Raw genomic sequence first — 23,287 nt, forward strand, 5'->3', positions numbered from 1 at the left:
GGAAAATGTATGGCCGAATTATAACGGGTTCGGTTTCGGCCCGAATTTCGTCCGAATGGTGAAACAATAAAAAAGCGGTGTGTTTCACGTGAAACACACCGCTTCCAAAGACAGCGATCGCTGAAAAAAGTGCGAACTTAAGCGACTTTTTTCGCCAGGCCTAGATAGGTTTCGATCACCCGAGGATTCTGTGCCAGTTCGGCCGCCGGCCCTTCCAACGCCAGTTCGCCGGTTTCCAGCACGTAGCCGTAGTCCGAGATCTGCAATGCGGCGCGCGCATTCTGCTCGATCAATAGCGTCGCGACGCCCGTCTGGCGCAACGCGCTGATGATATGGAAGATTTCCTTCACGATGAGCGGCGCGAGGCCGAGGCTCGGCTCGTCCAGCATCAGCAGATCGGGCTTGCCCATCAGCGCGCGGCCCACCGCGAGCATTTGCCGTTCGCCACCCGAAAGCGTGCCCGCCGCCTGCTTGCGCCGCTCCTTCAGCCGTGGGAACAGTTCGAACACCGGTTCCAGTTGATCGAGAAAGTTGCGCTCCCCTGCCCGCTTGCGTCGGTAGGCGCCAAGCAGCAAATTGTCCTCGACGGTCATCGAAGCGAAAAGCTCGCGCTTTTCCGGCACCAGGCACATCCCCAGTGCAACCCGTTTTTCCACGGGCATTGCGCTGACGTCCTCTCCCTGATAGGAAACCACGCCTTTCGCATGACCGGACGTCGGCAACGCCCCCATGATCGCATTCAGCAGCGTCGACTTCCCCGCGCCGTTCGGGCCGATCACGGAGACGATCTGCCCCGCCCGCACCTTGATCGCTGCATTGTGCAGCGCCTCGACCTTGCCGTAACGGACCGACAGATGGTCCACTTCGAGAATCGGTCCCGCTGCCGCCACGCCGGTCGTTGTCGTGTTGTCCATCATTCCACCCCACCCAGATACGCTTCGAGCACCGCCGGATCCTGCTGCACTTCCTGCGGCAGACCTTCAGCGATTCGCGTGCCAAATTCCATCACCACGAGCCGGTCCGTCAGATTCATCACGAAATCCATGTCGTGCTCGACAAGCAGCACACTCATCCCTTCCGCTTTGAGTCGCCGCAGCAGATCGGCGAGCTGCAACTTCTCCTGATAGCGCAGACCGGCTGCCGGTTCGTCGAGCAATAGCAGCGTCGGATCGCAGCACAACGCGCGCGCAATCTCGAGGATCCGCTGTTGACCGAGCGCGAGACTGCCCGCTTCGTCATACATGTGCTGTTCGAGGCCGACGCGGCGAATCTGCCGAGCGGCTTCCGCCATCAATCCCGCCTCTTCCGAGCTGTTCAGCCGCACGATACTGCGCCATACACCCGCATGCCCACGCAGATGAGCGCCGATCGCCACGTTCTCGAGCACGGTCATGCCCGGCAGCAGCTTTACGTGCTGAAACGTCCGGCCGATGCCTCGCTTGACGATTTCACGTGAACTCAGCGCATCGATGCGCTCGCCGCGGAATGTAATCTCTCCGCTCGTCGGCTGCAGCACTCCGGTCACGAGATTGAACGTCGTCGACTTACCGGCGCCGTTCGGCCCGATCAGCCCGATGATCTGCCCCGCTTTGACCTCGAAGCTGACGTCGTTCACCGCAACCAGACCGCCGAACTGCTTGCGCGCCTTGTTCACTGTCAGCAACTCTTCGCCGGCCTGCGGCTTGTTGCGTTGCGGCAGAGAATCGGCGTGATTCGCGAGATGCGCCCGCGGGCCACGCGGAAAAAAGCGCGCGACGAACGGCCAGACGCCCTGCCGCGCATACTGCAGCAGCAGCACCATGATGATGCCGAACACGATCACTTCGAAGTTGCCGTTCTCGCCGAGCAGTTTCGGCAGCAACGTCTGCAGATAATCCTGCAGTACGGTCAGAATCGCCGCGCCGAGCACCGCGCCCCAGACGTGCGAGACACCGCCCACCACCGCCATGAACAGAAACTCGATGCCGTGATTCAGCCCGAACGGCGTCGGATTCACCGCGCGCTGCAAGTGCGCGTACAGGAAGCCCGACACCGACGCCAGCACCGCCGCGTAGACGAATATCACGACGCGCATCCAGCCGGTGTTGACCCCCATCGCCTCGGCCATCAGCCCCCCGCCGCGCAGCGCACGAATTGCGCGACCCGGCCTGCTATTAAGCAGATTCTGAACAGAGACGACCGCGCCGAGCACGACCAGCCAGATCAGGTAATAGATATGGCGGCCGGACTCGAGGTTGATCCCCAAAACATTCAGCACCGGGATGCCGTTGATGCCGTCGTACTTGCCGAGCATGTCGAGATTGCCGAACAGGTAGAACAGCGCGAGCCCCCACGCAATCGTGCCGAGCGGCAGGAAGTGGCCGGACAAACGCATCGTCACGAGACCGAGCATCAGCGCGATCAGCGCAGTCACGATCACGCCCGCGATCAGTGCGAGCCACGGCGACACACCGAAGTTCGTCGTCAGATACGCGGTTGCATAAGCGCCGATGCCGACGAACGCGGCCTGCCCGAAGCTCGTCATGCCGCCGATACCCGTCAACAGCACGAGGCCGATCGCGACGATCGAATAGAGACCGATGTAGTTCAGCAGCGTGACCCAGTACTCGGGCACATGAATCGGTTGCGGCAGAACCGGCAAAGCGAACAGCACCACGAGGAACAACCAGAAGAACTTCTTTTGCATGATCCGTTTCATCGTGTCACTCCTCTTCCTCTTCGGCATGTGGGCTCGCAAGACTGCGCCACAGCAGTACCGGGATGATTAGCGTGAACACGATCACTTCCTTATAAGCACTGGCCCAAAACGACGAATACGACTCCAGCAGACCGACGAGAATCGAGCCGGCCGCCGCCAGCGGATAGCTGACCAGACCGCCGATGATCGCGCCGACGAAGCCCTTCAAACCGATCAGGAAGCCCGAGTCGTAGTAGATCGTCGTCAGTGGCGCGACGAGGATGCCGCACAGTGCGCCGAGACCCGCCGCAAGCGTGAACGCGAGCCGTCCCGCCTGCGTCGTGCCAATGCCGACGAGTTGTGCGCCGAGCCGGTTCACCGACGTCGCGCGCAACGCCTTGCCCGAGATCGAGCGATCGAAGTACAGATACAGCGCGCCGATCAGCACGACCGCGGTGCCGATCACCCACAGGCTCTGCCCGGAGATCGACAACGAGCCGATGCTGAACGTCGCATCGGAAAACGCGGTGGTGCGCGAGCCTTCGGCGCCGAACATCACGAGGCCGAGACCGACCATCGCGAAATGCACGGCCACCGCGACGATCAACAGCAGCAGCGTGGGCGACTCGGCGATCGGCTCATAGGCAAGGCGATAAACGAACGGACCCATCGGAATCACGATCAGCAGTGTCAGCGCGATCTGCACGATCATCGGCAGCGGCTGCAAAAAGATGCCGCGCGTGAGCGCGTAGACCGCGATCGGAAACAGCAGGTACTTCCCTGCCAGCACAGGCAGCGTGCGCGCCGCATGTCGACGCCGCTCAGCGTGCCGCAATACGGCCACCGTCTCGACGACGAAGCATGCTGCGCCCATCGCCATCAACAGCCAGCAGGTGGCAGGAAACTTCTGCGTTTGCAGTGCGGCGAGCGTCAACGCGCCGTACGAAACGAACTCCCCTTGCGGGATGAAGATCACCCGCGTGACGGAGAACACCAGCACCAGCGCAAGCGCGAGCAGCGCGTAGATCGCGCCGGTCGTGATGCCGTCTTGCGCGAGGATCGCCGCAATTGATAGATCCATACTTCCTCGTCCTGAAGCGTCGAAATCGAAAAATCGGGAAACAGTCGTGACGGCGCGGCGCGTAGCCGGCCATCGATCTGCAATGTCTGAAAAGACAACCGCCGCGCCGGGTCACGGCGCGGCGGTCGATGCCATTGTCGTCGAACACAATGGCAATGCGGCGTCATGCACCGCAGATTGCGCGAGAGGCGCGTACCGCTAGTTGCTTTTGTAAATCGTCCTAGTCGTTCTGCAGCTTCCACTTGCCGTCGACGATCTGCACGATCACGCGCGCGCGCTGGTCGAGGCCGTTGTGGTCGTTCGCGGTGGTGTTCATGATGCCGTGCGACACCGGCAGCTCCTTGATGTTTTCGAGTGCGTTGCGCAGCGCCACGCGGAACTCGGGCGTGCCTGGCTGTGCGGTCTTCAGCGCGACCGGAATCGCCGCCTGCAGCATCTGGCCCGCATCCCATGCGTGACCGCCGAAGGTCGCGACCGACCCTGCGCCATAGGCCTTCTCATACGCGTTCTTATAGGCTTCCGACGACTTCTTCACCGGGTTCGAATCCGGCAATTGATCGACGACGAGGATCGGCCCAGCCGGCAGCAGTTCGCCTTCGCAATCCTTGCCGCACACGCGCAGGAAGTCGTTGTTCGCGACCCCGTGCGTCTGATAGATCTTGCCCTTGTAGCCACGCTCCTTCAGCGTCTTGGCCGGTAGCGCCGACGGCGTACCCGAGCCCGCGATCAGCACCGCGTCGGGATTCGCGCCCATCGTCTTCAGCACCTGGCCCGTCACCGAAGCATCGGTGCGGTTAAAGCGCTCGTTCGACACGATCTTCAGGTTGTGCGCTTTCGCGACGGCGTCGAACGTCGCGTTCCAGCTGTCGCCATAGGCGTCCGAGAAACCGATGAAGCCGACCGTCTTCACGCCGTGGTGCTGCATGTAATCGGCGATCGCGTCGGCCATCAGGCTGTCGTTCTGAGGCGGTTTGAACGCCCATGCGCGCTTCGCATCCATCGGCTGGATGATCGCCGCCGACGCCGCGAGCGAGATCACCGGCGTCTTGCCCTCGGCGGCCGGATCGAGCATCGCGAGCGAATTCGGCGTCACGGTCGAGCCGATGATCGCGTCGACGTGGTCTTCGTCGATCAGCTTGCGCGTATTCTGCACGGCCTTGCTGGTGTCCGATCCGTCGTCGAGGATGATGTACTGCACGCTCTTGCCGCCGATCTCCTTCGGCAACAACGCGATCGTGTTCTTCTCGGGAATTCCGAGCGACGCGGCCGGCCCCGTCGTCGACAACGTGACGCCGATCTTCACCTGCGCGAATGCCGCCCCCGCGCCGCACATCAGCGCCATCGCGATGCCGGTGCGTACCCAATGCCTTGTCTTTTTCATTGCGAGTCTCCAAACGCCTTCAAAAGCGCCTATCTATAAGCCGGCTTGCTTGGCCGGGTGTCTGAATCTAGTGAGCGAGTTCAGGTGTGCCAAGCATGGTTTTCCCTGCTCGGCACGCATACCTTCCCCGCTTTGTTGGGTACCGCTCCTCTCGCGTCGCGCGAATGCGCATTCGCGTCATACGCCGCGTTTCTTTGCCGCGGCTCTATTCCATCCGGACCTTCCTAAACCACTAATATGTTAGTAGCTTGCGGTCTGCAATATCGACGGTCAAGAGAGCGTGCGCCAAATGCGGGTTTGTCCTGAAGCAGCGAAACCACACTTTTGCGCGCTGCAGACACCTGGCACGGGCAATAAAAAAGACGCGTCAACTGCACGCGTCTTCTTCGATGAGGTCCCGTGGCGCAGAGCCTTCGCTCAGTCGCCGGCGAGCTTCCACTTGCCATCGACGATCTGCACCATCACGCGCGCGCGCTGATCGAGACCGGCGTGGTCGTTCGCGCTCATGTTGAAGATGCCGTGCGACGCCGGCAAATCTTTCGTGCCTTCGACTGCGGCACGCAGCGCGTCGCGGAATGCCGGCGTGCCGGGCTGGCCCTTCTTCAACGCGAGCGGGATCGCACGCTGCAGCAGCAGACCCGCGTCCCACGCGTGACCACCGAACGTCGACACCGAACCCGCGCCGTACGCCGTTTCATACGCGTGCTTGTACGAGAGCGCGCTCTTCTTCACCGGATTCGCCTGGGGCAGTTGCTCGGCGACCAGCAGCGGGCCGGCGGGCAGCCACGTGCCTTCGCAATCCTTGCCGCACACGCGCAGGAAGTCGTTGTTCGCGACGCCGTGCGTCTGATAGTACTTGCCCTTGTAGCCGCGTTCCTTCAGCGTTTTCTGCGGCAGCGCGGCCGGCGTACCCGCACCGGCGATCAGCACTGCGTCCGGGTTCTGCGACATCATCTTCAGCACCTGACCCGTGACCGACGCATCGTTGCGCGCGAAGCGCTCGTTCGCGACGATCTTGATCTTCGCGAGGTCAGCGGCTTTGCTGAATTCCTTGAACCAGCTCTCGCCGTACGCGTCGGAAAAGCCGATGAACGCGACCGTTTTCACGCCGTGATTGGCCATGTGCTGCGCGATCGCCGTGGCCATCAGAATGTCGTTCTGCGGCGTCTTGAAGACCCATGCGCGTTTCGCGTCCATCGGTTCGACGATGCCCGCAGCCGCGGCCAGCGAGATCATCGGCGTGGAAGTTTCGGCGGCGATGTCGATCATGGCGAGCGAGTTCGGTACGACAGTCGAGCCTATCAATGCATCGACGTGGTCTTCGCTAGTGAGCTTACGGGCGTTCTTGACTGCCTGAGTGGAATCGGTTGCGTCGTCGAGAACGATGTAGTCGATCTTCTGGCCCGCGACTTCTCTCGGCAGCAGCGCAATCGTGTTCTTTTCCGGAATACCGAGCGATGCGGCCGGTCCTGTTGCCGACACCGTGACGCCGATTTTCACGTCCGCGAAAGCATGGCCGCTCCATGCAGCCGAAACCCCAGTGGCGACCAATGCCGCGCTGATCCAACGCAATGCCGACTTCATCCTGCTCCTCTATTAAACCCGTTATTCAATTGCAATTAAATCCACGGATTTAATTGCCAACCCAGTGGTCGGTGAATAGCGAGTTTAGCGGACCCAAGCGCCGTGCTGCAAGCGTTTCGCAGGCTTTTGATGTTTAGCTGCAGCGGCTGCCGAGGAATAAAAAAGGGCGCGCGAAATAAGCGAGCATTCGCATCGAGACATTCGAAAAAAACAAATAAAAAAGCGCTGTTGGATATCAATCCAACAGCGCTTTCTTCTGGGCACTGAGTGCCTCAATTGTCTCCTCGTTCTCCACCTGCAAATTCGTGGTGCATCAGAACTGGATGAAGATTAAACGACCACCCCAGCAGTCACAACTAGCAATTACCCTAGTGGTGCACTGCGGCACCGGATTGGGGCGCGAAAGGCTCATTTCGTCACACGGTTTGCCAGAGGTTTGCTCGAGTCCCGATCCAGCGGACCTTCGGCACGAGCCACAATTGGATCGGATGTCGAAGCAATCGCGTATCGCACTGCATCAAGCAAGCGCCCTCGCGGGCGGGAACCAGGCAGCCAACCTCAAGCCCGCAACGGTCGCACTCGCGCGACGATCTCACCGACGATGCCCCGCCGGAACGCCAGCACACATGCGATGAAAATCAGCCCCGTGACGATCGTCACCGATTCACCGAGCGAGCGGAACCAGTCGATGCCGGTCATTGACGCGAGCGCCGCGCCGATATCGCCGAGCCTGTCTTCGAGCGACACGATCAGCGCGGCGCCGAGCAACGGCCCGAACAGCGTGCCCATGCCGCCCACCAGCGTCATCAGGATCACGAGGCCCGACATCGTCCAATAGGCATCGCTCAGCGTTTCGAAGCCTTGCACCAGCACTTTCAGCGAACCCGCGAGACCCGCGATACCGGCCGACAGAATGAATGCGAGCAGCTTGAAACGGTCGGTGTCGTAGCCGAGCGATACCGCGCGCGGCTCGTTTTCCTTGATCGCGACGAGCACCTGCCCGAACGGCGAATGCACGATCCGCACGATCAGCAGGAACGCCGCGACGATCACCGCGAGCACGACGAAATACAGCGCGACATCCGACGACAGACTCAACAGGCCGAACAGATTCCCCCGCGGCACGCCTTGCAGACCGTCTTCGCCGTGCGTGAACGGCGCCTGCAGGAACACGAAGTAGACCATCTGCGCGAGCGCGAGCGTCACCATCGCGAAGTAGATGCCCTGACGACGAATCGCGAAGAAGCCGACGACGAGCCCAAGCAGCGTCGCCGCCGCGGTGCCGCTCAGCACGCCCAGCTCAGGCGAAAAGCCGAGCGTCTGCATCGCGTAACCGGTCACGTAACCGGCCGACGCGAGAAACATCGCATGACCGAAGGACAGCAAGCCGGTATAGCCGATCAGCAGATTGAAGGCGGCCGCGAACAGCGCGAAGCACAGCACCTTCATCACGAAGAGCGGATAGATGCCGAGCACCGGCACCGCGAGCAGCACGATCAGCAGCAGACCGTAGAGCACTTTTCTCTGCATCATTTTTCCCTGCCGAAAAGACCCGCCGGACGCACGAGCAACACGAGCGCCATGATCACGAAGACGACAGTCGCCGACGCCTCGGGGTAATACACACGCGTGAGTCCTTCGACTACGCCCAGCATCAGGCCGGTCAGAATCGAGCCCATGATCGAGCCCATGCCGCCGATCACGACCACCGCGAATACGGTGATGATCATCGGCTGGCCCATCAGCGGCGAGACCTGAATCACCGGCGCGGCTAGCACGCCGGCAAACGCCGCGAGCGCGACGCCGAAGCCGTAGGTCAGCGTGATCATCAGAGGCACGTTGACGCCGAATGCCTCGACCAGCTTGGGGTTTTCGGTGCCCGCGCGCAGATACGCGCCAAGCCGCGTCTTCTCGATCACGAACCATGTCACGAAGCACACGATCAGCGACGCGACGACAACCCACGCGCGATAGTTCGGCAGATACATGAAGCCGAGATTGGTCGCGCCCGACAGCGCCGACGGCACGTCGTACGGCTGGCCCGACGAGCCGTAGATCGAATGAAATACACCTTCGATCACGAGCGTGATGCCGAACGTCAGCAACAGGCCATACAGATGATCGAGCTTGTAAAGCCAGCGCAGCATCGAGCGCTCGATCGCGACGCCGACGAGCCCGACGATCAGCGGCGCGAGCACGAGCATCACCCAGTACGGCAGACCGAAATACGACAGCCCCATCCACGCCAGCATCGCGCCGAGCATGAACAGTGCGCCATGCGCGAAGTTGATCACGTTGAGCAGGCCGAAAATCACAGCCAGGCCGAGGCTCAGAATCGCGTAGAAAGAGCCATTCACGAGCCCGAGCAGAAGCTGGCTCAGCATCGCCGGCAGCGGAACGCCAAAGATGTCCATTGAAGCCCTTAGCCCTTCAAGCCATCGTCAAGGTGAGATCGGTACCGCACGATCCGGCCGGCACGCGGCGAGCGGCGACACTGCCCATCGCGTGCGGCATCTGAAACGGTTGCCCGCCAGCGCGTACCGCTGCAGCGCCGGCGGTTCTCTCAGGTCTGCGCGGTCCTCGACCGCATCCTGCCCGTCCGCTCTTACTTCCACAGCGCGCAGCGAGTCTGCGCCTTGGTCGTGAAAGCCTGATCGCCCGGAATCGTCGCCATGATCTTGTAGTAGTCCCACGGCTCCTTCGATTCGGCCGGCGTCTTCACCTGCATCAGGTACATGTCGTGGATCATGCTGCCGTCCTGACGGATGTAGCCCTTCGCGTAGAAGTCGTCGATCTTGGTCTTGCGCAGCTGCGCCATCACCTTATCCGGGTCGGTCGAGCCCACCGCCTGCACCGCCTTCAGATAGTTCATCGTCGCCGAGTAGTCGGCAGCCTGCAGGCTCGACGGCATCTTCTTCATCTTGTCGAAGTAGCGCTGCGACCACTTGCGCGTGTCGGCGTCCTTGTTCCAGTACCAGCTGTCGGTCAACACGAGACCCTGCGTCGTTTCGAGACCGAGGCTGTGCACGTCGTTGATGAACATCAGCAGCGCGGCGAGCTTCATCGTCTTCGTGATGCCGAATTCCTTCGCGGCCTTGATCGAGTTGATCGTGTCCCCGCCCGCATTCGCGAGGCCGAGGATCTGCGCCTTCGACGCCTGCGCCTGCAACAGGAACGACGAGAAGTCCGACGCCGACAGCGGATGACGCACCGAGCCGAGCACCTGACCGCCATTCGCCTTCACGACGTCCGAGGTCGCTTTTTCGAGCGCCTTCCCGAACGCGTAGTCGGCGGTCAGGAAGTACCACGTCTTGCCACCCTGCTTCGTAACCGCCGAGCCCGTGCCGTTTGCGAGCGCGGTGGTGTCGTATGCGTAGTGGATCGTGTACGGCGTGCATTGCTCGTTGGTCAGCGTATCGGCGCCCGCGCCGACGTTGATGTAGACCTTGTGCTTCTCGCCCGCGACGGTGTTCGTCGACAGAGCGGTCGCCGAGTTGGTGCCGCCGATCAGCATGTCGACGCCATCGCGGTCGAACCATTCGCGAGCGCGCGACGCCGCGATGTCCGCCTTGTTCTGGTGATCCGCGTACAGCACCGTGATCGGCTTGCCGTTGACCTTACCGCCGAAATCGGCGACCGCCATCCGGATCGCTTCAAGACCGCCCTGCCCGTCGATATCCGCGTACAGTCCCGACAGATCCGTGATAAAGCCGATCTTCACGGCATCGTCGGCCGCTTGCGCGCTGCCCAGCGTCAGTGCGGTGCCGGCGGCGACCGCGAAGCAGAGTGAGGCAATTCGCGCGAGTGGGTTCTTTTTCATGCATGTCTCCTGGTTCTTCGCTTGTGGTTATCAGAGGCAGTCGGGCGTGCGTCAGTTCGTGTCTATACGCCCAGTAAATCGTGCAGCACCGGCATCTTGCCTTCGAGCTCGCTAGCCCCGAAATGCTCGACGATCATGCCGTGCTCCATCACATAGAAACGATCCGCGAGCGGCGCCGCGAAGCGGAAGTTCTGCTCGACCATCACGATCGTGTAGCCGCGCGCCTTCAACGTGATGATCATCCGCGCGAGCGCCTGCACGATCACGGGCGCGAGCCCTTCCGAAATTTCGTCGAGCAGCAGCAGATTCGCACCGGTGCGCAGAATCCGCGCGACCGCGAGCATCTGCTGTTCGCCGCCCGAGAGCCGCGTGCCCTGACTCATGCGCCGCTCGTGCAGATTCGGGAACATCGCGTAGATTTCCTCGAGCGACATCATGTGTGCCTTGTCGCCGACGGGCGGTGGCAGCAGCAGATTTTCCTCGCACGACAGGCTCGAAAAAATGCCGCGCTCTTCCGGGCAATAGCCGATGCCGCAATGCGCGATGCGATGCGTGGGCAGGCCGATCGTTTCGCGTCCGTCGATCCGGATGGAGCCGGTACGGCGGCCCGTGAGGCCCATGATCGCGCGCAGTGTCGTGGTGCGGCCCGCGCCATTGCGCCCGAGCAGCGTCACGACCTCGCCCCGGCCGACCGACAGATCGACGCCGTGCAGAATATGGGATTCCCCGTACCAGGCTTGCAGTCCCGCGATTTCCAGCGCGGGTGCGCCGCTTTTCGTTTCGTTCGCTTCGAGGCCTTCGCGCTCGACCGTCGTATTCATGCGTGGGCTCCGGCGAGCGCCGCGTCGGCGCTGCCCATGTAGGCTTGCATCACGAGCGGATTCTTCGACACTTCCGCGTAACTGCCCTCGGCGAGCACTTCGCCCCGTTGCAGCACGGTGATCGTGTCGGAGATACCGGCGATCACATTCATGTTGTGCTCGACCATCAGGATCGTGCGGCCCGCCGATACTTTCTTGATCAGCGCGGTCACGCGGTCGACGTCCTCATGACCCATGCCTTGCGTCGGCTCGTCGAGCAGCATCAGTTCCGGCTCCATCGCGAGCGTGGTCGCGATTTCGAGTGCGCGCTTGCGACCGTAGGCGAGTTCGACCGTCAACACATCGGCGAAATCGGTCAGGCCGACCTGAGTCAGCAGATCCATCGCGCGATCGTTCAGGCTTCGCAACGTACGCTCGCTCTTCCAGAAGTGAAATGCGGTGCCGAGCGAGCGCTGCAATCCGATGCGCACGTTCTGCAATGCCGTCAGATGCGGGAATACAGCGGAGATCTGGAACGAACGGATGATGCCGCGCCGCGCGATCTGCGCCGGACGTTCGCCGGTGATATCGACACCGTTGAAAACGATCTGCCCCGCGGTGGGTTCGAGAAATTTGGTGAGCAGATTGAAGCAGGTGGTCTTGCCCGCTCCATTGGGCCCGATCAGCGCATGGATCGAGCCACGGCGCACGCGCAGGTTCACGCCGTTCACGGCGACAAAGCCTTTGAACTCGCGGGTGAGGCCGCGCGTTTCGAGAATCGTATCGCCGAGAATCATGTTCCCTTCCATACGGAGTAAGGCGAAGCACTACGATCTTTCCGCGCGAAGTTCTGCGCGACTTGTTATGTTGGCGGCACCCCTTGCCGCTCGTTGGCGTGCTGCACCAATCCGGACGGTGATCCATGGCGCGGCACGCAGCATGGCTGCCATTGTCGCCCCAATGATGCAGCGCATTCATTGGGATTTGCACTTAGTGAACGAGGCCCGCGCCGTGCGTACGTGGCATGCGGTTAGCACGCTTCACGTACGCGGCGGAAAACATGACCGATCCGCTCGGTTGCGATCGAACGTTGCATGTCACACAGACGACATCGACGCGGCGACACCGATTTGCGCGGCCATGCTGCCGCTCACGCGCGCACGACGATCCTCGCGGATCATGTCGCTCGCGCGCTCGGCGATCATCAGCGTCGGCGAATTGGTGTTGCCCGATGTGATGTTGGGCATCACCGACGCATCGACGACACGCAAGCCCTCGACTCCGATAACCCGTAGCCGGTTGTCGACGACCGCGGCAGGATCGTCGGTCGTACCCATGCGGCAGGTTCCGACCGGATGGAAGATCGTCGTGCCGACCGCGCCCGCGGCCTGCTGCAATTCTTCTTCACTTTGATACTGCAGGCCCGGCAGAATCTCGCGCGGCTGATAGCGCGCCAGCGCGGGCGCGGCGACAATGCGGCGCGTCAGACGTAGCGCGTTCGCGGCGACGTGGCGGTCGTACTCGGTCGACAGATAATTCGGCGCGATCAACGGTGGTGCAGCAGTATCGGCCGACGCAATATGAATGCTGCCGCGCGACGTGGGGCGCAGATGACACACCGAAGCCGTGAACGCATTGAAGCGATGCAACGGCTCGCCGAAGCGATCGAGCGACAAAGGCTGCACGTGATACTCGAGATCGGGCCGCGACAGCGAGCGATCGTCGGCATCGGACTTCGCGAACGCGCCGAGTTGCGACGGCGACATCGACATCGGTCCGCTCTGAAACAACGCGTACTGCATGCCGATCATCAGCTTGCCCCACCAGTGCGCGGACATCGTATTCAACGTGCGCACGCCTTGCACCTGATACGCCATGCGCAGTTGCAGATGGTCCTGCAGATTTTCGCCGACGCCGCGCAGATCCTGGACGACCTCGATGCCGAGATTCTGCAGACGCGCACCATTGCCGACGCCGGACAATTCGAGCAGTTGGGGTGAGTTGACCGCACCGGCCGAAAGGATCACTTCGCAACGCGCTTTGGCGAAATAGTCGACGTCGCCACCACGATATTCGACCCCGGTACAGCGGCGGCCGTCGAACACGACACGCTGCGTATGGGCACCCGTAATAACCGTGAGGTTCCCACGCTTCAACGCGGGCCGCAAAAACGCCTTCGACGCATTCCAGCGGATGCCGCGCTTCTGGTTGACGTCGAAGTAGCCGACGCCGGTGTTGTCGCCGCGATTGAAATCGTCGGTGGCGGGAATGCCGGTTTGCTGCGCGGCCTGCGCGAACTCTTCGAGAATCTTCCATTTGAGGCGCTGCTTCTCGACGCGCCACGGTCCGCCCGCGCCATGCGCTTCGTTGGCGCCACCGTGGTGATCTTCGCTGCGCCTGAAGACCGGCAACACCGCGTTCCACGACCACGTGCTGTCGTTGGTCACGCGCGCCCACTCGTCGTAGTCTTCACACTGACCGCGCATATAGATCATGCCGTTGATCGACGAACTGCCGCCGAGCACACGCCCTCGTGGATACGACAGCGTGCGGCCGTTCAGACCCGGCTCGGCCTGAGTCTTGTACAGCCAGTCCGTGCGCGGATTACCGATGCAGTACAGGTAGCCGACCGGCACATGAATCCAGTGATAGTCGTCTTTCCCGCCGGCTTCCAGCAGCAGCACGCGGATGTCGGGATCTTCGGTGAGCCGGTTCGCCAGCACGCAGCCGGCCGTACCCGCGCCGACGATGACGTAGTCGAACTCGCCTTCGAGCCGACGTGCGGCGCGAGGCGTACTGTCGGTATGACCCATCGTTCAGCCTCCTAAGCATTTGCGACGCAGGCGTGGAAGCCCGATCACTTCCACGCTGACGCCGCGACGCGCTTTTATTCGCTTTTACTCTTTTGCTCGCGCGTTCGCCGACTTGATGCGGCGCAAAGCCGCCAGCTTATTTGGCGACCGGCATCGTGAATTCCGCGCCCTTCGCGATGCTGTCTGGCCAGCGCTGCATGATGCTCTTGTAGCGCGTGTAGAACCGCACGCCTTCCTCGCCGTACGCATGATGATCGCCGAACAGCGACTTCTTCCAGCCACCGAACGAATGCCAGGCCATCGGCACCGGAATCGGCACGTTGATGCCGACCATGCCGATCTCGATCTGTCGGGAAAACGCACGCGCAATGCCGCCGTCGGACGTGAACAGCGACACGCCGTTCGCAAACTGATTCGCGTTGATCAGCTCCACCGCCGAGGCGAAATCGGGCACGCGCACGACGCACAGCACCGGCCCGAAAATCTCCTCGCGGTAGATCTTCATGTCGGGCGACACATCGTCGAACAGCGTGCCGCCGAGGAAAAAACCCTTCTCGTGCCCCACGACCTGATGAGCGCGCCCATCGACGACGAGCTTCGCGCCTGCGGCGACGCCGGCGTCGATATAGCCGACCACCTTGTCGCGATGCGCGCCGGTGACGAGCGGCCCCATCTCGGCCGCCGCTTCCATGCCATTGAGGATCTTCAGGCTCTTCACGCGCGGCGTCAGACGCTCGATCAGCTCATCGGCGATATGCCCCACCGCGACCGCTACCGAAATCGCCATGCAGCGCTCGCCCGCCGAACCGTAGGCGGCGCCGATCAGTGCGTCGACGGCCTGGTCAAGATCGGCGTCGGGCATCACGACGAGGTGATTCTTGGCGCCGCCCAATGCCTGCACGCGCTTGCCGTGCTTCGTGCCTTCCGTGTAGATGTATTCGGCGATCGGCGTGGAGCCGACGAACGACAGCGCACTCACTTCCGGATGCACGAGCAGCGCATCGACCGCGACCTTGTCGCCGTGCACGACGTTGAACACACCGTCCGGCAGGCCCGCTTCCTTCAGCAGTTCGGCGAGCCGGATCGACGCGGATGGATCGCGTTCGGACGGCTTCAGCACGAAGGTGTTGCCGCACGCGAGCGCGACCGGGAACATCCAGCACGGCACCATCATCGGGAAATTGAACGGCGTGATGCCCGCGACCACGCCGAGCGGCTGCCGCAGATTCCAGTTGTCGATGCCGCCGCCGATCTGATCGGTGAAATCAGTCTTCAGCAGGTTCGGGATGCCGCACGCGAATTCGACGATCTCGATGCCGCGCATCACCTCGCCCTTGGCGTCGGAGAACACCTTGCCGTGCTCCCGGGTGATCAGCTCCGCGAGTTCGTCGTGGTGACGGTCGAGCAGTTCCTTGAACTTGAACAGCACCCGCGCGCGTTTGATCGGCGCCGTTTCGCTCCAGGCGGGAAACGCGGCTTTGGCGGCGGCGACCGCGGCGTCGACCTCGGCGACGCTCGCGAGCGGCACGTGCGCGCTGACGCTGCCGAGCGCCGGATTGAAGACGTCGCCGAAGCGCCCGCTCGTGCCGTCGAGGGTCTTGCCGTTGATGAAATGGCTCAGCGCGCGTGCGCTCGCCGCGCTGCGTGCGGCGGCGTCCTGCGCGGTTGCGTCGGAATATGTCTCGCTCATCTCGTTCCTCTTTGCTGTGAAATCTTCAACTTCGCGCTCGATGTCGCGCGCCGAAGCATGCTCAACGCTCAGCGTACGGCGTCTACGAGCGACAAATCCAATGAGTAATGCTCAACTGCGCTATAAGCCGCGCTAATATCAGGATATGGATCTGACTCTTCTTAGGGCTTTCGTCACCGTCGCACGCGAGGGCAACCTCACGCGTGCCGCGGTGCAACTGCATCTGACCCAACCTGCCGTCAGCCTGCAAATCAAGCACTTGCAGGAGACGCTCGGCGTGACGCTGTTCACGCGGACATCGCACGGACTCGCGCTGACGCGCGACGGCCAGGCGCTGCTGCCGCACGCCGAACGCGCGCTCGGCGCGGCAGCCGACGTAGAACGCGCGGCGCAGACGCTCCGCCAGGAAGTGCGCGGACGTCTGCGGATCGGCACCATTCTCGACCCCGAGTTTTTGCGCCTCGGCGGTTTCCTGAAGCAGCTCGTCGAAACCTGGCCGCAGATCGAAACGGCGCTGCGCCACGGCATGTCGGGCTGGGTGCGCGAGCAGATTCGCGCGGGCGAACTCGACGTCGGCTATTACATCGGCCTGCCCTCCGACGACGACACACGCGACGGCGCCACGTTTCATGCGGTCACGCTCACGCATTTCCAGTATCGCGTGCTCGCGCCGGCGGGCTGGAAAGATCGCGTGAAGGGTGCGCGGGACTGGCGCTCGCTCGCGGCGCTACCGTGGATCTGGACGCCGCCGGCGTCCGCGCACAACCGGCTGCTGTCGCGCTGTTTCGGCGAAGCGGGAGTGAAGCCGGTCAAGGTGGCCGAGGTGGACCAGGAGCCGTCGATGCTCGATCTGGTCAAGTCGGGAGTCGGTCTCACGCTTGCGCGCGACGCAACCGCGATCGCCGAGGCGCATGCACACGCGCTGACGATCGTCGATGGCATCACGGTGCCGACGCAGCTGAGCTTCATCACGCTCGACGAGCGCAAGGACGAGCCGGCGATCGCGGCGGCCTTGAAGCTGATCGAACAGCAGTGGGCGATTTGAGCGAGGACGGTCTGACGCGTTGCGATATGAGTCCCGCTAATGCCCGCCCTTCTCCCTGCTGCCCGCCGAGCTGAAACCACTCCGTCACGAAGTTTTTGCTAGATTGTCGTTTTGGGCTCGCGCAGCGCCCTCGTATCGCTTTCCGTTCCGCCTGACTTCGCCTTCCCGGCGGCTTCGCCCCGGCAATCCCAGCAACCCGGGAAGCCGCCGATCACTCCGTCCATCCACAGGAGCCCGACATGGCACGCAACATCGAAATCAAAGCCCGCGCCCGGCATTTCGACCAACTGCGCGAGCGCGCCGCGCAGCTCGCGCCGGACGCGCCGCTGATCTTTCGCCAGCAGGACTTTTTCTACGACGTGCCGCGCGGCCGCCTGAAGCTGCGCCAGTTCGACGACGGCACGCCGGCCGAACTGATCTTCTACCAGCGCGACGACCGCGACGGCCCGAAGGCGTCGTACTACACGCGCAGTCCGGTCACGAATCCCGAAGCGATGCATGCGCTGCTCGCGACCGCGCTGACCACGCGCGGCATCGTCTCGAAAGAGCGGCACGTGTATCTGAGCGGGCGCACGCGGATTCATCTGGATCGCGTCGATGGTCTCGGCGATTTCGTCGAACTCGAAGTGGTGCTCGCGCAGGACGACGACGAAGAAGGCGGCCACGCCGAAGCGGAAGCGCTGTTCAAGAGCCTCGGCGTATCCGAAGCGGATCTGGTGCCGGTCGCGTATGTCGATCTGCTGAATGCCGACGACGAGCCCAAGCAGGCGGCATAAAAATCGCGTCCCTACGGGGCCGCGGCGCCACAAACGCGGGTCCCTAGACCTGCCGGTCGACACCGCCGGCGACGGCCTCAAACTCTCAAACCGGCGCCGCCCCCGGCGCCAGATGCCCGAGCGGCAACGGCCCATTGCGCTTGAACGTAGTCAGCACGATATTCGAGCGCACGCTATCGACACCGGGCACGCGCATCAGCTTCTTCATCACGAAGGTCGACAGGTAGTTCAGATCCGGCGCGACGATGCGCAACAGATAGTCGGCATCGCCGACGACCGCGTGACATTCAAGCACTTCGGGCAGCACGTCGATCTGCTGCTGAAACTGCTCGATGATCGAATCGCCGTGATGCTTCAGCTTCAGGCTCGTGAAAGCGGTGACGCCGAGGCCGAGCTTTTCGGGCCGCAGCACGACGCGATAGCCATCCACCACCCCGACCTGTTCCAGCCGCTGCAGCCGTCGCCCGATCTGCGACGGAGACAGCGGCACCTGCTCTGCCAGCTGCTGATGCGTGGCGCGGCCGAAGCGCTGCAGCACGTCGAGCAGCGCGAGATCGAAGTGGTCGAGTTCAAGCATGGTGATGCCCCGCATTAATTGGCGAATTTACGCACGATTATCGCATATATGTGCGATTTAGCGCCCATATTGCGCCCCTCGCGCGTGAGCCCCGCTCTACACTCGCATATACCGATTTCATGCGATTTCCCCTGTCAAGGCAGCTTTGCCATGTCCACCGCCAGCACCGCCAAACTCAAAGAGCAGTTCGACGCCGGTCTTGAGACCCGCGCCGACTTTACGATCGACCAGCCGCTCGAACGCTACGGCACGGTTGACCATGCGGTCTGGCAACAGCTGTACGCGCGCCAAACGGCCTTGCTCGAAGGCCGTGCCTGCGATGAATTCCTCGCGGGCGTCGAGCGTATCGGCCTGCCGTCCGAGCGCGTGCCGTGCTTCGACGATGTCAACGCGAAGCTCACGCCCGCCACGGGCTGGCGCATCGTCGCGGTGCCTGGCCTCGTGCCGGATCAGGTGTTTTTCGAGCATCTGGCGAATCGCCGCTTTCCGGTCACGTGGTGGATGCGCCGCCCCGATCAGGTCGACTACCTGCAGGAGCCCGACTGCTTTCACGATCTGTTCGGCCATGTGCCGCTATTGATCAATCCGGTGTTTGCCGACTACATGCACGCATACGGCCGCGCCGCGCTCGCTGCCAATGAAGCGGGCGCGCTGCCGCTGCTCGCGCGGCTCTATTGGTACACAGTGGAGTTCGGGCTGATCCGCGATGCCGCGAGTTCTAACGGCGTCAAGATCTACGGCGCCGGCATCGTCTCGAGCAAGGCCGAAACGGTATACAGCCAGCAAAGCGCGGCGCCGAACCGGCTCGGCTTCGCGCTGGAACGGGTGATGCGCACGCGTTACCGCATCGATACGTTCCAGCAAACTTACTTCGTCATCGATGACTTCGCGCAACTGTTCCGCGTCGCACAAACCGACTTCGCGCCGCTGCTGACGCAGCTCGCCAATGCACCGGCCTACGCAGCGGGCGACGTGCTCGACGGCGACCGCGTGATCACGCGTGGAACCCGCCAGGGTTGGCACACCAGCGGCGACGTTTGAACGTCAGGCCGCCGCAAACCGACCCGGCCCGAGGTCCGGCGAGCGTTGCGCAACCGTGAAAAAATAACGGATTCGCCCGCCTGCCGGCGAGCCTGTTCGACCAGCGAGGTAACACCATGATTCAGAAACTGACTTCCGACGAGCGCACCCAGCAACTGGCGAAACTGCATCGCTGGGAAAGCGTGGCGGAGCGTGACGCGATTCGCCGCACCTTCGAATTCGCCGACTTCAACGAGGCGTTCGGTTTCATGACCCGCGTGGCGATCAAGGCGCAGGAGATGGATCATCATCCGGAGTGGTTCAACGTGTACAACAAGGTCGACATCACGCTGTCTACCCACGAAGCGAACGGCGTGACTGAACGCGACATCGCGCTTGCCACATTCATCGACAGTGTTACTACGTAATACAAATAATTACGGACGCTGATGCGCGTTTATATACACTTGCCGCGTAATCGGTCCACAATGAAAGGACAATGCAGGCAATACCCTAGGCAAACCTTCAGTTCTACAGGCTATTCTTAAGTTGAACGTAAGCTTCCCAGGCCTGCCTTGCAATCGGGTCAAAACGATCGAGTGATAGCGACTGCTGACGCTGTACAATCAGCAGCGCATACGGCTTGGAGAGCGCGCTTGCCTCCTTGCACAGAACGTGTTCGTCGCCGCTCGAAGGTGAGCGGGCGCGCCAGAAGTTGATCGCGGCTTCCAGTTCGTGAATGCTGATCTCGGACATGACTTCGTGATGACTGGAACGGCGCTTCGAATCGGCTCGACAGCTGCTTCGTGGGGCCTCTGCCGCCGCTTCGCACGCTGGCTGTGTTGCAGGCGCCCCGGCGAACCGCTTGCCCAAACGCCTAAACCCATTGTACTTGAGCGAAATCCATGCGACTCCTTCTGATCGAAGATGACCGCCCCATCGCACGCGGCATCCAAAGCAGTCTCGAACAAGCCGGCTTCACCGTCGACATGGTCCATGACGGCATCTTTGCCGAACAGGCCCTCACGCAAAACCGCCACGAACTCGTGATCCTCGACCTCGGTCTGCCGGGCATCGACGGCATGACGCTGCTGTCGCGTTTCCGCCAGAGCAACCGTCACACCCCGGTGATCATCCTGACCGCGCGCGACGAGCTGAACGACCGCGTGCAAGGCCTTAACTCCGGCGCGGACGACTACATGCTGAAACCGTTCGAACCGGCCGAGCTCGAAGCGCGCATTCGCGCGGTGATGCGCCGCAGCGGTCCGCACGGCGACATGCCGCGTCCGGAAGTGTCACTGGGTGGCGTGCGCCTGTCGGGCGTCGACCGCCGCATCTTCAACGACGACAAACCGCTCGAACTGTCGCCGCGCGAATTCGCGGTGCTCGAAATGCTGCTGCTGCGTCACGGCCGCGTCGTCAGCAAGGCGCAATTGCAGGATCACCTGACGCACTTCGGCGGCGATCTCGGCGATACCGCGATCGAAGTCTACGTGCACCGTGTGCGCAAGAAGCTCGAGAACTGCCGTGTCGAAATCGTCACCGTGCGTGGCTTTGGCTATCTGTTGCAGGAAATTCGCCAGGCCGCATAATCGTCGTGAAGGCCGCGCATCGCGTCGCGGCCTGACAGCGCCGGACCGGCGCCGCGCATCGGCTGTTCCCGCTGCGCCCGGTGCCGGGCCCCGGACTGTCTTAAGGCGCCTAGCGCCGTCGCTATCGCAGTTTCCAACTCGGTCACAACTTTCCCGCGCCTACGATCATGCACCAGCCGGCCGCCAATAGTCTGCGCCGCACGCTGCTGCGGCGCCTCGCTGCTCCCCTGTCGCTGCTCGCGCTGATGAGCGGTCTGATCGCCTACTGGCTCGCGTGGCAGTACACGCAGCACGTGGTCGACCGTTCGCTCGCGGACCTCGCGACCGCGATCTCCAAACAGATCCAGATTGCCGGACCGGAAGCGCCGATCACGGTGCCGCCGCTCGCGCAAGCAATGTTCTCGGACCCGGTCGAACATCTGGTCTACCGCATCAGCACCGGCGACAGCGAAATCGCCGGCGACCACAATTTGCCGCTGCAAGGCACCAACGTGCGCCGCATGCATTTCGCGTACGTGTTCGAGACGCAGCACGAAGGCGTGACCGTGCGGGTCGCTCAGGTGCGCGTCGATCAGCCGACCGGCAATCCGATCGTCGTCGAAGTCGGCCAGCCCGTGCACCACCGCTTTCGTATCGCCGCGGAGTTCCTGATCGCGATCATGATGCCGTTGTTGCTGCTTCTGCTAGCCGGCTGGGTGATCGTGTGGCGCGTCGTCAATCAGCAGCTAAATCCGCTCACCGCGCTCGCCGATTCGCTGAACCGGCAAACGCACACGTCGCTCGAGCCGGTCGACGAAACCTTTGTGCCGGTCGAAATCCGCCCGCTGACGGGCGCGCTGAACGCGCTGCTCGATCGGCTGAAGGCCGCCCTCGATGCGCAACGTAAATTCATCGCCGATGCCGCGCATCAGCTGCGCACGCCGCTCACCGCGGTGAAGCTGCATGCGGAGCAGGCGGTGGTCGCCCGCGATCCACAGCAAACGCTCGCCGCCGTGCACGAACTGCGCGCTGCGGCCGATCGCGCCGTGCGGTTGTCGAATCAATTGCTGTCGCTCGCGCGCGCCGAGCCGGGCGAACAGGCGGCCCGCTTCGTCAATGTCGACATGGCCGCGCTCGCGTTCGACACCGGCGCCGAATGGGTGCCGCGCGCGCTAGCGGTACACGTGGACCTCGGCTTCCAGCGCCTCGACGATCCGTCGAACGACGACCCTCTGATGGCGCGCGGCAACCCGGTACTGCTGCACGAAGTGATCGCGAATCTGCTCGACAACGCGCTGAAGTATGTGCCGCCTTCGCGGACCGACGGCGGGCGTATCACGGTCACGGTTTCGCAGACCCTGATCGATGATCTGCGCATGGCCGAGATCGTCGTCGAAGACAACGGGCCGGGCGTGCCGCGTTCGCAGCAGGCGGATCTGTTCAAGCGGTTCTTCCGCGGCGACGGCCAGGCCGAGGCGGGCGTCGACAGCGGCGCGGGTCTGGGCCTCGCGATCGTCCACGACATCATGGTGCTGCATCATGGCAGCGTGCATTACGAGGACGCGCCGGAGGGTGGCGCACGCTTTATCGTGAGGATTCCGTTGCTGCCGCCCGGTGCGTCGGCAGGGGCTGCCACCGCCAGCGATGCCAACCCACAGCGCGCCACGAAAAAACCGGCGCACTCGGCGCCGGTCGATTTGTAGAAGGTTTGCCGGACTGCCGCGGCGGCGTTCGCGTCAGCGCTTCGATGAGCACAGACAGCGAACGCCGCGCACCGGGGCGCGGCTCATTTCTTCTTCGATTTCTTCGCCGATTTGCTCGACTTTTCCGCCTTGTCGGCGCCTTTTGCCGACTTGCCGCCGCCCTTGCCCTTTTGCGGCGGCGCCAGCATCGTGCCGCGGCACTTGCGTGCGCCGCAGCGGCATTCGTATTCCTTTTTCAGCTTCTTGGTCTGCCGCGCGTCGATCACAAGGCCGTAGTCGTAAAAGACTTCCTCGCCCTCCGCGATATCGCGCAGCGCATGCACGTACACGTGCCCGTCGATTTCCTCGGCCTCGCAGTTCGGCGCGCATGAGTGATTGATCCAGCGCGCGCTATTGCCGTTCACCTTGCCGTCGATGACCTTGCCGTTATCCAGCGCGAAATAAAACGTGTGATTCGGTTCAGCCGGATTATGCGGATGACGGCGCAACGCTTCTTTCCAGGTAATCCGCTCGCCCTTGTATTCGATCAGTCGTTCGCCCGCCGCGATCGGTTCGAGAGCAAACACGCCTTTGCCGTGCACACCCGAACGGCGCACGGCGATCCTGCGTGAATTCATTGAATGAATCCTTGTGAAGAACTGGGGGATCAAGTCTGGCAATCGTCAGGCGCGTCTCGCGCGCGGCCTTTTCTGACGCGAATAGCAAACGCGGCGCCCTGCGAGCGCCGCGTCGACTTGCGACGCGCATCG

General features: G+C 62.7%; 21 protein-coding genes. 6 read left to right on the plus strand and 15 right to left on the minus strand.

Going from position 1 to position 23,287, the window contains the following annotated elements:
• Positions 1–137 precede the first annotated feature (137 nt).
• The 12 genes from GCT19_RS17240 to GCT19_RS17295 all read right to left on the minus strand — a co-directional run bounded on the left by GCT19_RS17240 (position 138) and on the right by GCT19_RS17295 (position 15,846).
• Complete coding sequence (locus GCT19_RS17240; protein ID WP_018432446.1) at positions 138–914, minus strand: ABC transporter ATP-binding protein; 777 nt, start codon at positions 912–914, stop codon at positions 138–140.
• A complete protein-coding gene (locus GCT19_RS17245) occupies positions 914–2,698 on the minus strand; it encodes a branched-chain amino acid ABC transporter ATP-binding protein/permease (RefSeq protein WP_152852604.1) in 1,785 nt (594 codons plus the stop codon). The genes GCT19_RS17240 and GCT19_RS17245 overlap by 1 nt, the downstream gene beginning before the upstream one ends.
• Before the next feature lie 4 nt (positions 2,699–2,702).
• Complete coding sequence (locus GCT19_RS17250) at positions 2,703–3,758, minus strand: branched-chain amino acid ABC transporter permease (RefSeq protein WP_152852605.1); 1,056 nt, start codon at positions 3,756–3,758, stop codon at positions 2,703–2,705.
• A 220-nt stretch (positions 3,759–3,978) separates the two neighbouring features.
• Entirely contained in the window at positions 3,979–5,139 is a 1,161-nt protein-coding gene (locus tag GCT19_RS17255; RefSeq protein WP_013090965.1) for an ABC transporter substrate-binding protein, read from the minus strand.
• 417 nt (positions 5,140–5,556) lie between these two features.
• Positions 5,557–6,723, minus strand: coding sequence for an ABC transporter substrate-binding protein (locus GCT19_RS17260; RefSeq protein ID WP_152852606.1), 1,167 nt, complete (start codon positions 6,721–6,723; stop codon positions 5,557–5,559).
• A gap of 558 nt (positions 6,724–7,281) precedes the next feature.
• A complete protein-coding gene (locus tag GCT19_RS17265) occupies positions 7,282–8,253 on the minus strand; it encodes a branched-chain amino acid ABC transporter permease (RefSeq protein ID WP_018432441.1) in 972 nt (323 codons plus the stop codon).
• Positions 8,253–9,137, minus strand: a complete 885-nt coding sequence (locus GCT19_RS17270; protein ID WP_013090968.1) for a branched-chain amino acid ABC transporter permease — start codon at positions 9,135–9,137, stop codon at positions 8,253–8,255. The genes GCT19_RS17265 and GCT19_RS17270 overlap by 1 nt, the downstream gene beginning before the upstream one ends.
• Positions 9,138–9,328: 191 nt before the next feature.
• Complete coding sequence (locus GCT19_RS17275) at positions 9,329–10,543, minus strand: ABC transporter substrate-binding protein (protein WP_018432440.1); 1,215 nt, start codon at positions 10,541–10,543, stop codon at positions 9,329–9,331.
• A 62-nt stretch (positions 10,544–10,605) separates the two neighbouring features.
• The gene (locus GCT19_RS17280; RefSeq protein WP_018432439.1) at positions 10,606–11,364 is read right to left on the minus strand and encodes an ABC transporter ATP-binding protein; all 759 of its coding nucleotides are present in this window, start codon (positions 11,362–11,364) and stop codon (positions 10,606–10,608) included.
• Positions 11,361–12,140, minus strand: coding sequence for an ABC transporter ATP-binding protein (locus GCT19_RS17285; RefSeq protein WP_013090971.1), 780 nt, complete (start codon positions 12,138–12,140; stop codon positions 11,361–11,363). Before GCT19_RS17285 ends, GCT19_RS17280 begins: the two co-directional genes overlap by 4 nt.
• A 300-nt stretch (positions 12,141–12,440) precedes the next feature.
• A complete protein-coding gene (locus GCT19_RS17290) occupies positions 12,441–14,156 on the minus strand; it encodes a GMC family oxidoreductase (protein WP_018432438.1) in 1,716 nt (571 codons plus the stop codon).
• A 136-nt stretch (positions 14,157–14,292) separates the two neighbouring features.
• Positions 14,293–15,846 (minus strand): CoA-acylating methylmalonate-semialdehyde dehydrogenase, encoded by a 1,554-nt coding sequence (locus GCT19_RS17295; protein WP_018432437.1) that lies wholly within the window; start codon positions 15,844–15,846, stop codon positions 14,293–14,295.
• 145 nt (positions 15,847–15,991) lie between these two features.
• Here GCT19_RS17295 and GCT19_RS17300 point away from each other — a divergent pair, with 145 nt between their 5' ends.
• Together GCT19_RS17300 and GCT19_RS17305 are read left to right on the plus strand one after the other, a co-directional pair.
• Positions 15,992–16,891 carry a LysR family transcriptional regulator gene (locus GCT19_RS17300; protein WP_018432436.1) on the plus strand — a complete coding sequence of 300 codons (900 nt, stop codon included), beginning with the start codon at positions 15,992–15,994 and terminating at the stop codon, positions 16,889–16,891.
• 239 nt (positions 16,892–17,130) lie between these two features.
• Positions 17,131–17,667 carry a class IV adenylate cyclase gene (locus tag GCT19_RS17305; RefSeq protein WP_018432435.1) on the plus strand — a complete coding sequence of 179 codons (537 nt, stop codon included), beginning with the start codon at positions 17,131–17,133 and terminating at the stop codon, positions 17,665–17,667.
• 85 nt (positions 17,668–17,752) lie between these two features.
• Here the strand turns inward: GCT19_RS17305 and GCT19_RS17310 are convergent, their stop codons facing one another.
• Positions 17,753–18,244 (minus strand): Lrp/AsnC family transcriptional regulator, encoded by a 492-nt coding sequence (locus GCT19_RS17310; RefSeq protein ID WP_013090976.1) that lies wholly within the window; start codon positions 18,242–18,244, stop codon positions 17,753–17,755.
• A gap of 150 nt (positions 18,245–18,394) precedes the next feature.
• On the opposite strand from GCT19_RS17310, the gene phhA reads away from it, so the two are divergent.
• Together phhA and GCT19_RS17320 are read left to right on the plus strand one after the other, a co-directional pair.
• Positions 18,395–19,285, plus strand: a complete 891-nt coding sequence (gene phhA / locus GCT19_RS17315; protein ID WP_018432434.1) for a phenylalanine 4-monooxygenase — start codon at positions 18,395–18,397, stop codon at positions 19,283–19,285.
• Between the two features lie 92 nt (positions 19,286–19,377).
• Complete coding sequence (locus GCT19_RS17320) at positions 19,378–19,692, plus strand: 4a-hydroxytetrahydrobiopterin dehydratase (RefSeq protein WP_260185933.1); 315 nt, start codon at positions 19,378–19,380, stop codon at positions 19,690–19,692.
• Positions 19,693–19,795: 103 nt separating this feature from the next.
• On the opposite strand, the gene GCT19_RS17325 is transcribed toward GCT19_RS17320, so the two are convergent.
• Entirely contained in the window at positions 19,796–20,020 is a 225-nt protein-coding gene (locus tag GCT19_RS17325; RefSeq protein WP_013090979.1) for a DUF3717 domain-containing protein, read from the minus strand.
• A gap of 149 nt (positions 20,021–20,169) precedes the next feature.
• Between GCT19_RS17325 and GCT19_RS17330 the strand changes: the two genes are divergently transcribed.
• Together GCT19_RS17330 and GCT19_RS17335 are read left to right on the plus strand one after the other, a co-directional pair.
• Positions 20,170–20,856 (plus strand): response regulator, encoded by a 687-nt coding sequence (locus GCT19_RS17330; protein ID WP_013090980.1) that lies wholly within the window; start codon positions 20,170–20,172, stop codon positions 20,854–20,856.
• A 167-nt stretch (positions 20,857–21,023) separates the two neighbouring features.
• Positions 21,024–22,538 (plus strand): sensor histidine kinase, encoded by a 1,515-nt coding sequence (locus tag GCT19_RS17335; protein ID WP_152852607.1) that lies wholly within the window; start codon positions 21,024–21,026, stop codon positions 22,536–22,538.
• An 83-nt stretch (positions 22,539–22,621) separates the two neighbouring features.
• On the opposite strand, the gene GCT19_RS17340 is transcribed toward GCT19_RS17335, so the two are convergent.
• Positions 22,622–23,155 carry an SET domain-containing protein gene (locus GCT19_RS17340; RefSeq protein ID WP_018432432.1) on the minus strand — a complete coding sequence of 178 codons (534 nt, stop codon included), beginning with the start codon at positions 23,153–23,155 and terminating at the stop codon, positions 22,622–22,624.
• Between the last annotated feature and the right edge of the window lie 132 nt (positions 23,156–23,287).

It is taken from the genome of Paraburkholderia atlantica (genome assembly GCF_009362785.1).
GTDB lineage: Bacteria > Pseudomonadota > Gammaproteobacteria > Burkholderiales > Burkholderiaceae > Paraburkholderia > Paraburkholderia atlantica.

Coding starts and splice junctions, on each gene's coding strand:
- GCT19_RS17240 (WP_018432446.1), bottom strand. CDS start 914: ATGGACAACACGACAACGACCGGCGTGGCGGCAGCGGGACCGATTCTC.
- GCT19_RS17245 (WP_152852604.1), bottom strand. CDS start 2,698: ATGAAACGGATCATGCAAAAGAAGTTCTTCTGGTTGTTCCTCGTGGTG.
- GCT19_RS17250 (WP_152852605.1), bottom strand. CDS start 3,758: ATGGATCTATCAATTGCGGCGATCCTCGCGCAAGACGGCATCACGACC.
- GCT19_RS17255 (WP_013090965.1), bottom strand. CDS start 5,139: ATGAAAAAGACAAGGCATTGGGTACGCACCGGCATCGCGATGGCGCTG.
- GCT19_RS17260 (WP_152852606.1), bottom strand. CDS start 6,723: ATGAAGTCGGCATTGCGTTGGATCAGCGCGGCATTGGTCGCCACTGGG.
- GCT19_RS17265 (WP_018432441.1), bottom strand. CDS start 8,253: ATGCAGAGAAAAGTGCTCTACGGTCTGCTGCTGATCGTGCTGCTCGCG.
- GCT19_RS17270 (WP_013090968.1), bottom strand. CDS start 9,137: ATGGACATCTTTGGCGTTCCGCTGCCGGCGATGCTGAGCCAGCTTCTG.
- GCT19_RS17275 (WP_018432440.1), bottom strand. CDS start 10,543: ATGAAAAAGAACCCACTCGCGCGAATTGCCTCACTCTGCTTCGCGGTC.
- GCT19_RS17280 (WP_018432439.1), bottom strand. CDS start 11,364: ATGAATACGACGGTCGAGCGCGAAGGCCTCGAAGCGAACGAAACGAAA.
- GCT19_RS17285 (WP_013090971.1), bottom strand. CDS start 12,140: ATGATTCTCGGCGATACGATTCTCGAAACGCGCGGCCTCACCCGCGAG.
- GCT19_RS17290 (WP_018432438.1), bottom strand. CDS start 14,156: ATGGGTCATACCGACAGTACGCCTCGCGCCGCACGTCGGCTCGAAGGC.
- GCT19_RS17295 (WP_018432437.1), bottom strand. CDS start 15,846: ATGAGCGAGACATATTCCGACGCAACCGCGCAGGACGCCGCCGCACGC.
- GCT19_RS17300 (WP_018432436.1), top strand. CDS start 15,992: ATGGATCTGACTCTTCTTAGGGCTTTCGTCACCGTCGCACGCGAGGGC.
- GCT19_RS17305 (WP_018432435.1), top strand. CDS start 17,131: ATGGCACGCAACATCGAAATCAAAGCCCGCGCCCGGCATTTCGACCAA.
- GCT19_RS17310 (WP_013090976.1), bottom strand. CDS start 18,244: ATGCTTGAACTCGACCACTTCGATCTCGCGCTGCTCGACGTGCTGCAG.
- phhA (WP_018432434.1), top strand. CDS start 18,395: ATGTCCACCGCCAGCACCGCCAAACTCAAAGAGCAGTTCGACGCCGGT.
- GCT19_RS17325 (WP_013090979.1), bottom strand. CDS start 20,020: ATGTCCGAGATCAGCATTCACGAACTGGAAGCCGCGATCAACTTCTGG.
- GCT19_RS17330 (WP_013090980.1), top strand. CDS start 20,170: ATGCGACTCCTTCTGATCGAAGATGACCGCCCCATCGCACGCGGCATC.
- GCT19_RS17335 (WP_152852607.1), top strand. CDS start 21,024: ATGCACCAGCCGGCCGCCAATAGTCTGCGCCGCACGCTGCTGCGGCGC.
- GCT19_RS17340 (WP_018432432.1), bottom strand. CDS start 23,155: ATGAATTCACGCAGGATCGCCGTGCGCCGTTCGGGTGTGCACGGCAAA.